We start from the raw sequence: 12614 nt of genomic DNA on the forward strand, positions 1-12614 counted from the left end.
CATGACGGCTCCCCCGAAGCGCCGCTCCTACCTCATCGCACCCGCCCCGGATACGGGCCGGGATCTGGTGACAGAGGAGTTCACCGTCAACATGGGCCCGCAGCACCCCTCCACGCATGGCGTTCTCCGTCTGGAGATTGTCACGGACGGGGAGATCGTGGTGGATGCGGTGCCGCACCTTGGGTATCTCCACCGGAACTTCGAGAAACACGCGGAGAACGAAGGCTGGCAGCAGGTGGTTCCGTACTGCGACCGGCTGGATTATCTGGCGTCCATGAACATGGACCACGGATACGCGCTGGCGGTGGAAAAGCTCGCGGGCATTGAACCAAATCGCCGCGTCCAGACCCTGCGGGTTCTCTTCGCGGAGCTTCAGCGGATTGCCAGCCACATTGTCGCGATCGGCACCTACGGACTGGACCTCGGAGCCATGACCCCGTTCTGGTGGCTGTTCCGGGACCGGGAGATGATCCTCGACATCTTCGAGACCGTCTGCGGCGCCCGGCTCCTCTACAACTTCATGTGGGTGGGTGGGCTTTCCCACGACCTCCAGGAAGGGATGGAGGACCGAATCCGGGACTTCGTGGACTACTTCGAGCCGAGGCTCCGCGAGGTCGATGTTCTGCTCACGGACAGTCACATCTTCATCGAGCGGACGGCGGATGTGGGTGTGCTTCCCGCGGAGGTTGCGCTGGAGTACGCCTGCACGGGGCCGGTCCTTCGCGGGTCCGGCGTCGAATGGGATCTCCGTCGGGATGAACCGTACGACATCTATCCGGAGCTGGATTTCGACATCGTCGTGGGACAGGGCGCGAAGGGAACGCTCGGCGACTGCTGGGACCGCTACTGGGTGCGGCTGGAGGAGATGCGCCAGTCGTGCCGGATCATCCGCCAGATTCTCGATCGCGGGATTCCCGAGGGGGATGTTCGGGAGTCGGTTCCGAAGAAGCTGAAGGTCCCGGCGGGTGAGTGCTACGCCCGCTCCGAGGCGCCGCGCGGGGAACTCGGCTTCTATCTGGCCTCCGGCGGAAAAGACCGCCCGGAGCGCGTGCGCTGCCGGTCCGGCTGCTTCTGCAATCTCTCCGCGCTGCCGGAGCTCGTGCCCGGCGTGATGCTGGGGGATCTGGTGGCCATCATCGGGAGCGTCGACATTGTTCTGGGCGAGGTGGACCGATGAACCTCACCGGGATCATCTGGCTGGACGGCCTTCTCTTCGCCGGGGTTCTTGCGATCTGTATCGCGGTGGGTGCGCTGGTGGCCGTGTGGCTGGAGCGAAAGGTGAGCGCCCTTGCGCAGGATCGTCTGGGGCCCATGGAAGTCGGGCGTTACCACGGCGTGCTGCAGACCATCGCGGATGCGCTGAAGCTCCTCCAGAAGGAGGACATCGTTCCGAAGGCCGCGGATCGATTCCTGCACATTCTGGCGCCCGGTATCGTGATGGGAGGCGTGATCGCGGCGGCCGTGGTCATTCCCTGGGCGGCCGATGCCATTCCCGCGGACCTCAACATCGGCATCTTCTACTTCGCGGCGATTTCCTCGCTCGGCGTGATCGGCATTCTGCTGGCCGGGTGGGGGAGCAACAACAAGTGGGCGCTCTTCGGGGCGCTGCGCGCCGTTGCGCAGATTGTGTCGTATGAAATCCCGGCCGGGCTGGTTCTCCTGGCGGCGGTGATCTTCGCGGGTTCGCTTTCCACCGTGGACATTGTTCAGTCGCAGGCGGGCGGCTTCTGGAACTGGATGCTCTTCCGCGCGTTCCCGTTCAACTTCATCGGCATGGTTGTGTTTTTTCTGGCCGCCATTGCGGAGACGAATCGCGCGCCCTTCGACATGCCGGAAGCGGAGTCGGAACTGGTGGCCGGCTACCATGTGGAGTACTCGGGCATGCGGTTCGCCATCTTCTTTCTGGCGGAGTACGGGGCCATCTTCATGGCGGTGGCCATGCTGAGCGTCGTTTATCTGGGCGGGTGGCACGCGCCGTTCCCGTTCCTGGACTTCCTCCCCGGCGTCTTCTGGATGGTGCTGAAGGTGTTCCTGCTCACGAACTTCGTCATTCTGGTGCGCTGGTCGCTGCCGAGAGTTCGCGTGGATCAGCTCATGACAATCTCGTGGAAGTATCTCACTCCCATCGCCTTCGTCTGCGTGCTGGGCGCGGGCGCGATGGCCCTTCTCCCGTGAGGCGCTCATGACGGATACCGCGACTCTCCGGCGAAGGTCACCCGTGGCGGTGTACTTCCGCAATATCGCCCGGGCCATGGGGACGGCCGTGCAGGCGCTTCTTGTGACGGGAGGGCACCTCTTCACGCGGTCGGTGACCATGCAGTACCCGCGTGAGGTGCCCGAACTTCCGGCCCGAGCGCGCCATCGGCTGCATGTGATGATCGAAGACTGCATCGGCTGCCGGTTGTGCGAGCGGGCGTGCCCGGTCGAGTGCATCACAATGGAGACGATCAAGTCCCCGGCGTCGGTGGACCTCGGAAAGACATCCAGCGGCAACAAGAAGAACTACTGGATGACGGACTACCGGATCGACATGGCGAAGTGCTGCTACTGCGGACTGTGCGTGGATCCCTGCCCCACCGGGTGCATCACGATGACTCCGGACTTCGAGTACTCGACATCGGACATCGTGGACCATGTGTTCACTTTCTCGCGCATGAGTCCCGCGGAGGTGAAAGAGGTCACCGGGCAGGCCGAGGAAGAGGCACGGCGCAAGGCGGAGGAGAAGAAGCGCAAGGCGGAGGAGCGGGCGCGAAAGGTGGCCGAGGCGAAGGCGGCCGAGGCGAAAGCCGCCGGAGACCCGCCAGCCGGGAAGAGCGCGGATCCTGAAGGAGGGGGCGAATGAGCGGCGAAGTGCTTCTCTTCTGGGGGACGGCTGCGTGGACCATCCTGTCCGCCATGACGGTGGCGTTTGCGCGGAGCCTCATCTACGCGGCGCTGGGGCTGTTGGGGACGCTTCTGGGAGTGGCGGTCCTGTACGGGTACCTGGGGTCTCCGTTTCTGGCGGGTGCGCAGGTCATGCTCTATGTGGGCGGCGTGCTGATTCTCATGCTCTTCGCGATTGTCCTGACCCGGCAACTCGGCGGAGAGGAAGCGCTGGACATTTCGCCCGGGCAGAGGCTGGCGGGGATCTTCGTCGCGATGGCCGCTTTCGCGACGATCTGGGTGGGGATCGCCGGAATCCGCTGGTCACCGGGAATCCCGGACTTGAGCGGCGGGCCGTCGCCGGAGGATCTGGGGAACGCGTTCATGACCGACTGGCTCCTCCCGTTCGAGGTGGCCTCCGTTCTGCTGCTGGCCGCACTCATCGGTGCCACCGTGATGGTGCGGAGGAAGAGACCATGATCGGACTCGGCCACTTCCTGGGGATCTCGTCGATGCTCTTCGCACTGGGTCTCACGACCATCATGATCCGGCGCAACGCCATCGCGCTCCTCATGGGAATCGAACTCATGCTGAACGCGGCGGCGCTGAACTTCGTCGCGTTTGCGCGTTTCCGCCCGGCGGGTTCGGAAGGGGATCTGGTCGCGCTCTTTGTCGTCGTGGTGGCCGTGGCGGAGGCCGCGGTGGCGCTGGGAATCGTGCTCAACATGTTTCGGGCTCTCCGGACGGCGCGTCTGGACGAAGTCTCGGAACTCCGGGGGTAGGGGAGATGACCATCGCTCCCGCCGGGAGGCGGACTGAGGAATGCTGACCACCGGTGGACTGATCCTGGGGATCCCGCTGTTTGCCTTTGTCGTGCAGTTCACCGTGGGGCGGCGTCTGCCCCGGCAGGGGGACTGGGTCTCGACGGGTGCGGTGTTCGCGGCGTTCCTCCTCTCCATCCCGAACTTCCTGTCGGCGGTGGCCGCCGGGGGGGCGCGGCCTCTGGACAATCCTCGCTTCGTCTGGATGGACCTCGGGACGGCGAAGCTGTCGCTGGGGATTCTCTCGGACAACCTGATGGCCGTGATGCTGACGGCGGTCTTGTTCGTCTCCTTCCTGATTCATGTCTACAGCATGGGCTATATGAAAGGAGAGGAACGGTACAACCGGTTCTTCGGATACCTGAGCCTTTTCATCTTCTCGATGATGGGCATCATCATGGCCGACAGCCTGCTCGGGCTCTACATCTTCTGGGAACTCGTGGGCGTGTCGTCCTACTTCCTGATCGGATTCTACATCGGGAAGCCCTCTGCCAATGCCGCTGCGAAGAAAGCGTTCATCACCAACCGGGTCGGCGACGCATTCATGTTCGTGGGAATCGCCATTGTCTTGAACGCGACCGGGACGCTGCACCTGCCTTCCGTGTTCACCGCCGTGGCGCACGGAGATCTGTCCGGAGGGACGCTGACGGCCGCCGGGTTGTGTCTCTTCATGGGAGCGGTCGGCAAGTCCGCGCAGTTCCCGCTTCATGTGTGGCTTCCGGATGCCATGGAAGGCCCGACTCCGGTGTCCGCGCTGATCCACGCGGCTACGATGGTTGCGGCGGGCGTGTACTTCGTTGCGAGGATGTACCCGGTTCTCACGCCGGATGCGTTGCTCGTGGTGGCGTACATCGGGGGCATCACCGCCATCATGGCCGCGCTGATCGCCGTGACGCAGTTCGATATCAAGCGCGTGCTGGCTTACTCCACCATGAGCCAGCTCGGCTACATGGTGATGGCGCTCGGCGTGGGCGCGTACACAGCCGGTTTCCTGCACCTGGTGACGCACGCCGTGTTCAAGGCCCTGCTCTTCCTGGGGTCGGGCAGCGTGATCCATGCAGTCCACACCCAGGACATGCGGGAGATGGGCGGCCTTTCAAGAAAGATGCCGGTGACTTACGGGACCTTCCTCGTCGGGACGCTCGCGCTGGCGGGGATTCCGTTGACTTCGGGGTTTGTGTCGAAGGATGCCATCCTTGCGGGGACCCTCGCTTTTGCCGGAGAGCACCCGGCGCATCTGCTCCTGCCGATCATGGGATTCGCGGCGGCAGGGCTCACGGCGTTCTATATGTTCCGTCTCCTGTTCATGACCTTCTGGGGAAAGCCCGCAGACGCACAGCGGCATGCCCACGCGCATGAAAGTCCCGCCGTCATGACCGGTCCGTTGGTCGTGCTGTGCGTCTTCTGCTTCTACGCGTTCTTCACATTCCCCAGCGGAAACCCCTTCGGTGGCGAAGGATGGTTCCACGAGCTCATCCATGCGCCGGAGTCGGTGGCTGTCGCAAACGCGCACGATGCCGCGCACGGCGGAGGACATGGCGAGGTCGCGCACTCTTCCGGTGAGCATCACGGTTCCGCGCATTCCATTGCGATGATGCTCAGTCTTCTGATGGCTGCGGGCGGGATCGTCCTGGCCTGGCTGACCTACGGGCGACGCCTCATTCGCGCGGAGGTGCTGGCGGCTCGACTCGGGCCCGTCTACCGACTGGTGCGGGACAAGTTCCGCTTTGATGAACTCTATGCCGCCACGGTCATTGCGCTCGTCCGCGTCTTGCGCGAAGGCCTGGCGCGTTTCGATGGCGCTGTGATCGACGGCATTGTGAACGCCACGGCGCCGGTGCTGCGCTTCTTCGCTTCAGTGAGTGGAGGAGTGGACCGGTACGGGGTGGATGGTCTTGTGAACGGAGTCGCCTCTGTCGTCGAGCGTCTTGGAGACTCTATGCGTCGTCCGCAGACCGGACGGATTCAGAACTACCTGGCCGTGTCCGTCGGCCTGCTCCTGCTGATCGTGTTGACGAGCGTCCTTGCGGGCGCCAGATAGGGAAGGGACTCATGCCGGTGCTGTCAATCATCACATTCTTCCCGCTGCTGGGGGCGCTGGCCGTCCTCTTGGCGCCTCGGGAAAGAGACGACCTCGTCCGGTGGATCGCTGTGGTGGCAACCGCCGTTCCCCTGGCGATCTGCCTCTGGCTCCTGCCCCGGTTTGACCCGGGTCTGGCCGGAGCGGTCACGGAGACGAGCTTCCAGTTCGTGGAGCATCTTCCGTGGATCCACCAGTTCCATGTGGAGTACTTCATTGGTGTGGACGGGCTGTCGTTCCCGTTCGTCGTCTTGACGGCGCTCATCTCGTTTGTCTGCATTTTCGCGTCCTGGGGGATTGATCGCGGCGTGAAGGGCTACTTCGCGCTCTTCCTCCTCCTGGAAACGGGAATGCTGGGAGTCTTCGTCTCGCTGGACTTCTTCCTGTTCTATGTATTCTGGGAAGTCATGCTCCTTCCGATGTACTTCCTGATCGGCGTGTGGGGCGGTCCGCGACGCGAGTATGCGGCCATCAAGTTCTTCCTCTATACGCTGCTTGGCTCCGTGCTGATGCTGATCGGGATGATCGCGGTCTACTTCTCCTCGGAGCCGCACACATTCAATATGCTGACGCTGATGGCGGAGTCGGGGCGCTGGAGCGTGGAGTTCCAGAAGTGGATCTTCCTGGCATTCTACATCGGGTTTGCCATCAAGATTCCCGCCTTCCCGTTCCACACATGGCTTCCCGATGCTCATGTGGAAGCGCCGACCCCGATCTCGGTCATTCTTGCGGGCATTCTGCTGAAGCTGGGAACCTACGGGCTCTTGCGGATCTCCTTCCCGATGCTCCCCGCGGCCACCGTCTGGTTCGCTCCCGCGCTTGCGCTCATCGGGGTGGTGAACATTGTGTACGGGGCGCTCTGCGCGATGGCGCAGAAAGACCTGAAGAAACTCGTGGCGTATTCGTCCATCAGCCACATGGGGTTTGTGATGCTCGGCATGGCGTCTCTGACTCCGCACGGCATGAACGGCGCCGTCTTCCAGATGGTGAGTCACGGCATGATCACCGCCATGCTCTTCCTTCTGGTCGGCGTGATTTATGATCGTGCACACCATCGGAACATTGACGGCTTCGGCGGGCTGCTCGTCCAGATGCCGGTATACGGTGGCGTCGCCGTCGTTGCTTTCATGGCCGCTCTCGGGCTTCCGGGCATGACCGGGTTTATCGGCGAGGCACTCTCGCTGCTCGGTTCCTTCCAGGTCTTCCGGGTGCTGACCATGTTTGCTGTCTCGGGGATCGTGATTACGGCGGCGTATGTCCTGTGGACGGTCCAGCGCGTCTATCTCGGCAAGGGCCGGGATGAATACGCCGTGTTTCCGGATCTCTCGGGCCGGGAGGCGTTCACTCTGTTCCCGCTGATGATTCTGGTGATTGTCTTTGGTGTGTACCCGGCGCCTTTGCTGGGTCTCATGCGCACGACTCTCCAGGAGATTCTCCGCGTGATCGGTCAGGGATAGGAGGGCGCGAAAGTGACCAACATGGAGAGCCTGCCTCGCTATCTTCCCGAGTTCACGCTCTGCGTGGCACTTCTGGCTGCCGTACTGGTGGATGCCGTGCGACGGGAACGCGGGGCGGTCCTTGCCGCGTGGATCACGATTGTGGGCGCGCTCGCCGCGGCCGGGCTCACCATCACCGGGTCCGCGGATCCCGCACCGGTTCGTGTCTTCTCCGGGATGGCGGCCCTCTCTCCGTTCGTGGACTTCTTCCGTGTGTTCCTGTCACTCACCGCCGTGGCCGCGGCCGCCTTTGCTCTGCCGCATGTGCGTCCGGGCGGTGCGCTCTTTGGTCGCGGCGCCGAGTTCTTTCCGCTCCTGATCGCGACCACGCTCGGCGGTTTCCTGCTGGCGGGAGCCACCCACCTGGTCATGGTTCTTCTGGCGCTGGAGATCATCTCGATCCCCTCGTATGTGATGGCGGGGCTTTGCGCGGACGATCGCCGGGGCGCGGAGGCGTCGGTCAAGTATGTGATCTACGGCGGGTTTGCCACGGGAGCCATGGTCTTCGGGTTCTCGCTGCTCTACGGGATGACGGGATCGCTGGACCTCGGAACGATCGGCACGGCGCTCGCGGGCCGTCCGGAGAGCCCGGGGTTGTGGATCGCCGTCCTGCTCTCGCTTGCCGGCGCCGGATACAAGATCAGCATGGTGCCGTTCCACCTCTGGGCACCGGATGTCTACGAAGGCTCTCCGACTCCCGCGGTGGCGTTCTTCTCGATCGGGCCGAAGGCGGCCGGAATCGCGCTCATGGTTCGGCTGGCGTTCGGGCTGGGTGGAGGCGGCGGTTCCTTCCCCTGGCCGACGCTCTTCGCGGTGCTGTCCGCGCTGGCGATGATTGTCGGCAACGCGGCCGCGCTCGTCCAGAAGGACACGAAGCGTATGCTCGCCTACTCCGGGATTGCGCACGCAGGGTACCTGTTGCTGGGGCTCGCCGCATTCGACCAGTTCGGCCTTCAGGCGATGCTCCTCTATCTGGTGGTGTACGGTCTGGCGAATCTCGGCTTCTTCCTGGTGATCGACATGGTGGAACGCTCCGGCCGGGACTCCTCCATCGACTCGTTCCGCGGGCTGGGCTGGCGGGAACCGATGGTGGGTGCGCTCCTCGCGATCTGTCTGTTCAGCCTGACGGGGCTCCCGCCGACGGCGGGGTTCATCGGAAAGGTCTTCGTGTTCGGAGCGGTGATCCAGCACGGGATGTGGAATCTGGCTGCGCTCGGACTCCTCACCTCCGTGGTGAGCCTCTTCTACTATGTGCGCGTGTTGCGTGCGCTCTACCTGGAAGGCACCGCCGAGGAGCGCGCCCCGTCGCCGGACGGGAAGCGTCTCGGTCCCGTGCCGCTGCTTGCCGTGTTCGCCGTGCCGGTGCTCGTCCTGGGTCTCTGGTGGGGTGGACTGGTGGACATCGCAGCGCACGCCGCCCGCATTCTGGGAATGGGCTAGCCCCTCTCGACGCGCTCGGCGAGGCGTCATCAGGCTTCGTGCGTCCGCTTCTTCTCGGCAAGTGGAGCCGCTCCGCCCTCCGTTGGAGTCCGGGCACCCCCGTTGTGCTACCATGGTCGGACAGATTCGTCCTCCTCCATCCCACCCCCGGGAGGCTTCGATGCCGCGGTCTCTGCTCCTGCGTGCTCTTTGCATACCCGCGTTCTGCGTCGCTGTCCTTGCCGCTCCCGCGGTCCCTGCGCTCGAGTTCGATCCGCCAGGCCCGCTGGGATCTTCGCTCGTACACTCCTGGAACCAGCGACCGCGACTCCTTCCCGCGCCGGGCGGAGGGTTCCTCGTCGCTTGGGCCGGAGGTGCGTCCACCGGCGCGGAGGCACTGCTGTGCGCGACGGCTCCCGAAGGCGGGTCGTACACGACCGCCGTGTTGCTCTCGCAGGGTTTCGACGGCGTTCGCATCGGAGCCGGCGACGGTGTGACGCTGCACGCGTCCGGCAACACGGTGGTCGCCGGGTGGGAGGGAACGGACTTCTACAACCGCCCGGTCTGGTTCGCAAGGTCCACGGATGGCGGAAGTTCGTGGGAGGCGGCGCTTCGTGCCGACCCGGATATCACGGGCGAACGCGCCTACGCGGTCGCCGCGCCCTTCCCGGACGGACGGGTGGCGGAAGCATGGATCGTGTACGAAGAGGGAACCGGCACTCCGGACATCGAGTGGACCGCACAGGATTCGACGGGGGCGTTCGGCCCGCCCCTTTCCCCGGCGGTGCTGTCCCCGGCGATTCCCTGCGAGTGCTGCAACCCGGATCAGGTCGTGCTGGACGACGGGCAGACCGTGCTGATCGCCTACCGGAACAACGATTCCAACCGACGGAACATGTATGTGGCCCGCTCGACAGACGGGGGAGCGTCGTTTGTGTCCTCGACGAAGCTCGACACGGGCAACTGGTTCTTCCCCGCCTGTCCCTCCACCGGCCCCGCGATTGCGCACGACGGGCAGGATGTGGTGATCGTCTGGAAGAAGTCCCCCGGGAACTCGCATCACATCTGGTCGGCGCGGAGTTCGGACGGGGGGAGTAGCTGGAGTACGAATGTACAGATCGACGACAGCGACGGCTCGACGGGCGCAAACTACCCGGCCATTGCCATGCGCGGTGCCGTGGTCGTGGCCGTCTGGGAGGCGCGAGATCCGGTGACCGGGCACCCCGAGGCGTGGGGAGTCGCGTCCACCGATGCCGGGGCCACCTGGGGAGTCCCGGCGATGGTCCCCGGGGACGGGGCGAACAAGGCGCTGAGCCAGACCACCGTTGCGATTTCGCCCTCGCTGGAGGTGGAGCTGGCCTGGCGGGACTCCCGCGACGGACCCTCGTACATCTACCGGACGCGCGGCAGCCTGGGGGCCACCGGCGTGGATGTTGCGGTTCCGGCGGGGTCGGACGCCCCCTCGGCCCGGCCCAATCCGTTCGCAGGCGGCACGACCATCGAGTTCCAGCGGTCGGAATCCGGCGTCGCCCGCTTGACGGTCCACGATGCGTCCGGGCGCGTGGTGGCCCGGCTCCCGGGAGTGGCGCCCGGTCCCGGGGTCGCGCAGGTTCGCTGGGACGGGAAGGACACCGCCGGGAAACCGGTCGCCGCCGGGGTGTACCTTCTCCGGCTGGAGTCGGCCGGAGGAGTCTCCACCGGGCGAGTGACCCGACTCCGGTAGGTTCGGCTACGCGCCATCGCTGTGGGATGCCCGGGAAGAAACACCGGCCGACGAGTCTCCCCGAGCCGGTTGCGACTTCGCACGATGCCCTCGATTTCACCCGTTCCGGTCCCCTTTTCCCTTGAATCAGTACAGAAATGGTACTACTTTGGTCGGGACTGGATTTCGTGCAGGAAAAACCCCTCTGGGCCCGAAAATCGGAGGATCCCGGTGTTCGCCTTCACCCGAAAGACGGATTACGCGCTCGTGGCGCTCGCCGGACTGGCGGAAAGGGCCGCTCGCGGGGGCGGGGTCTCCAGCGCGAGGCTCATCGCGGCGGATTACGGGATTCCGCTTCCGCTTCTGATGAATGTCCTGAAGGACCTCGTGCGGGGCGGGGTCGTGGAATCGGCTCGCGGGGCCAGGGGCGGGTACTTCCTGGCGCGGGACACGGACGGGATCACTGTGCGCCATGTCATGGAGGCCATCGAGGGACCCGTGAAGGTCACGCTGTGCTGCGATGACGACGAGGACCCCGCCTGCCCGGAGTGCCATGTACAGGTGCGCTGCCCCATCACGGATTCCGTGCGCCTCCTCAATGAGCAGATCCACGATTACCTCAGCCGGATCACCCTCACGGACATTGTCGAAGGGCGTGTGGAGAGCGTGAGTCCTCCGGCGCCGGGGAGGCCTTCACAGAGTTCGCCTTTTCGCGTCTTGCCGTCCACCCGCACTGCCCGGGTTCGCGGGAAGGACTCATCGGGAGAGAAATGAACGAGAACCGAAATGTCGTGGAGGAGTTTGCGAACCGCAAGTACCGCTATGGGTTCGTGACGGACATCGAACAGGATTCGCTTCCCCCCGGACTCGACGAAGGGGTGGTCCGCTTCATCTCCGAACGCAAAGGGGAACCGGACTGGCTCACCGAGTGGCGGCTCAAGGCGTATCGCAAGTGGCTCACCATGAAGGAACCGGACTGGGCGAAGATCCAGTACGCGCCGATCAACTACCACGACATCATCTACTACTCCGCACCCAAGAAAGAGGGCGACGGCCCGGCGAGTCTGGATGAAGTGGACCCGAAGCTTCTGGAGACCTATGAGAAGCTCGGGATTCCTCTGGAGGAACAGAAGGCTCTCTCAGGAGTCGCGGTGGACGCCGTGTTCGACAGTGTCTCGGTCGCCACGACTTTCCGGGCGAAGCTCGCGGAACTCGGCATACTCTTCTGCCCGCTGTCGGAAGCGGTGAAGGAGCACCCCGAACTGGTTCGAAAGTACCTGGGGTCGGTGGTCCCGCACTCGGACAACTTCTTCGCGGCGCTCAATGCGGCGGTGTTCAGCGACGGGTCATTCGTGTACATCCCCGAGGGCGTGCGCTGCCCGATGGATCTCTCCACCTACTTCCGCATCAACGCGGCCTCCACCGGGCAGTTCGAGCGCACGCTGATCGTGGCGGACAAGGGAAGCCAGGTCAGCTATCTGGAGGGTTGCACCGCGCCGATGCGCGACGAGAACCAGCTTCACGCGGCCGTGGTGGAACTGGTGGCTCATGAAGACGCAAACATCAAGTATTCCACCATCCAGAACTGGTACCCCGGAGACGAAGACGGGCGTGGCGGGATCTTCAACTTCGTGACGAAGCGTGGCCTTTGCCGTGGAGCGAGGAGCCGCATTTCGTGGACGCAGGTGGAGACGGGGTCCTCGATCACCTGGAAGTACCCCGGATGCATCCTCAAGGGCGACGACTCAGTCGGAGAGTTCTACTCCGTCGCGCTGACCAGCAACTGCCAGCAGGCGGACACCGGCACGAAGATGGTCCATGTCGGGAAGAACACGCGCAGCACCATCGTCTCCAAGGGCATCTCGGCCATGCGCGGGCAGAACACTTATCGCGGGCAGGTCAAGATCCAGAAGAGCGCTCGCAACAGCCGCAACTTCACCCAGTGCGATTCCATGCTGATCGGAGACCGCTGCGGCGCGCATACCTTCCCGTACATCGATGTGCATAACACGACCTCCCGCATGGAACACGAGGCCACGACATCGAAGATCGGAGAGGACCAGATCTTCTACTGCCACCAGCGCGGGATTGAACTGGAAGATGCGGTGTCCATGATCGTGAACGGATTCTGCAAGGAGGTATTCCGGGAACTCCCGATGGAGTTCGCCGTAGAAGCCCGGAAACTGTTGAATGTGAGTCTGGAAGGAAGCGTTGGCTGACGCAACCCGTGACGG

The 12614-nt window shown here is 64.2% G+C and carries 11 protein-coding genes; all 11 read left to right on the forward strand.

The annotated features are described in order from the left end of the window. The first annotated feature begins 1 nt into the window (after position 1). The gene (locus QF819_04975) at positions 2-1177 is read left to right on the forward strand and encodes an NADH-quinone oxidoreductase subunit D (protein MDP6802513.1); all 1176 of its coding nucleotides are present in this window, start codon (positions 2-4) and stop codon (positions 1175-1177) included. Next, a complete protein-coding gene (nuoH, locus tag QF819_04980) occupies positions 1174-2175 on the forward strand; it encodes an NADH-quinone oxidoreductase subunit NuoH (protein ID MDP6802514.1) in 1002 nt (333 codons plus the stop codon). Before QF819_04975 ends, nuoH begins: the two co-directional genes overlap by 4 nt. A gap of 7 nt (positions 2176-2182) precedes the next feature. Then, complete coding sequence (locus tag QF819_04985; protein MDP6802515.1) at positions 2183-2842, forward strand: NADH-quinone oxidoreductase subunit I; 660 nt, start codon at positions 2183-2185, stop codon at positions 2840-2842. Continuing rightward, on the forward strand, positions 2839-3342 hold the full coding sequence (locus QF819_04990) for an NADH-quinone oxidoreductase subunit J (protein MDP6802516.1): 504 nt from the start codon (positions 2839-2841) through the stop codon (positions 3340-3342). Before QF819_04985 ends, QF819_04990 begins: the two co-directional genes overlap by 4 nt. Next, positions 3339-3644 (forward strand): NADH-quinone oxidoreductase subunit NuoK, encoded by a 306-nt coding sequence (nuoK, locus tag QF819_04995; GenBank protein MDP6802517.1) that lies wholly within the window; start codon positions 3339-3341, stop codon positions 3642-3644. The genes QF819_04990 and nuoK overlap by 4 nt, the downstream gene beginning before the upstream one ends. Positions 3645-3684: 40 nt before the next feature. Then, positions 3685-5724 carry an NADH-quinone oxidoreductase subunit L gene (gene nuoL / locus QF819_05000; GenBank protein ID MDP6802518.1) on the forward strand — a complete coding sequence of 680 codons (2040 nt, stop codon included), beginning with the start codon at positions 3685-3687 and terminating at the stop codon, positions 5722-5724. A gap of 11 nt (positions 5725-5735) precedes the next feature. Then, positions 5736-7220 (forward strand): NADH-quinone oxidoreductase subunit M, encoded by a 1485-nt coding sequence (locus QF819_05005; protein ID MDP6802519.1) that lies wholly within the window; start codon positions 5736-5738, stop codon positions 7218-7220. Positions 7221-7241: 21 nt separating this feature from the next. Beyond that, positions 7242-8699, forward strand: coding sequence for an NADH-quinone oxidoreductase subunit N (locus QF819_05010; protein MDP6802520.1), 1458 nt, complete (start codon positions 7242-7244; stop codon positions 8697-8699). 160 nt (positions 8700-8859) lie between these two features. Next, positions 8860-10401, forward strand: a complete 1542-nt coding sequence (locus tag QF819_05015; GenBank protein ID MDP6802521.1) for an exo-alpha-sialidase — start codon at positions 8860-8862, stop codon at positions 10399-10401. Positions 10402-10611: 210 nt separating this feature from the next. Then, positions 10612-11154 (forward strand): Rrf2 family transcriptional regulator, encoded by a 543-nt coding sequence (locus QF819_05020; GenBank protein MDP6802522.1) that lies wholly within the window; start codon positions 10612-10614, stop codon positions 11152-11154. Then, on the forward strand, positions 11151-12599 hold the full coding sequence (gene sufB / locus QF819_05025; protein MDP6802523.1) for a Fe-S cluster assembly protein SufB: 1449 nt from the start codon (positions 11151-11153) through the stop codon (positions 12597-12599). Before QF819_05020 ends, sufB begins: the two co-directional genes overlap by 4 nt. Positions 12600-12614 lie beyond the last annotated feature (15 nt).

The sequence above is a fragment of the Gemmatimonadota bacterium genome (assembly GCA_030747075.1).
Lineage (GTDB): Bacteria > ARS69 > ARS69 > ARS69 > ARS69 > ARS69.

Coding starts and splice junctions, on each gene's coding strand:
- QF819_04975 (MDP6802513.1), top strand. CDS start 2: ATGACGGCTCCCCCGAAGCGCCGCTCCTACCTCATCGCACCCGCCCCG.
- nuoH (MDP6802514.1), top strand. CDS start 1,174: ATGAACCTCACCGGGATCATCTGGCTGGACGGCCTTCTCTTCGCCGGG.
- QF819_04985 (MDP6802515.1), top strand. CDS start 2,183: ATGACGGATACCGCGACTCTCCGGCGAAGGTCACCCGTGGCGGTGTAC.
- QF819_04990 (MDP6802516.1), top strand. CDS start 2,839: ATGAGCGGCGAAGTGCTTCTCTTCTGGGGGACGGCTGCGTGGACCATC.
- nuoK (MDP6802517.1), top strand. CDS start 3,339: ATGATCGGACTCGGCCACTTCCTGGGGATCTCGTCGATGCTCTTCGCA.
- nuoL (MDP6802518.1), top strand. CDS start 3,685: ATGCTGACCACCGGTGGACTGATCCTGGGGATCCCGCTGTTTGCCTTT.
- QF819_05005 (MDP6802519.1), top strand. CDS start 5,736: ATGCCGGTGCTGTCAATCATCACATTCTTCCCGCTGCTGGGGGCGCTG.
- QF819_05010 (MDP6802520.1), top strand. CDS start 7,242: ATGGAGAGCCTGCCTCGCTATCTTCCCGAGTTCACGCTCTGCGTGGCA.
- QF819_05015 (MDP6802521.1), top strand. CDS start 8,860: ATGCCGCGGTCTCTGCTCCTGCGTGCTCTTTGCATACCCGCGTTCTGC.
- sufB (MDP6802523.1), top strand. CDS start 11,151: ATGAACGAGAACCGAAATGTCGTGGAGGAGTTTGCGAACCGCAAGTAC.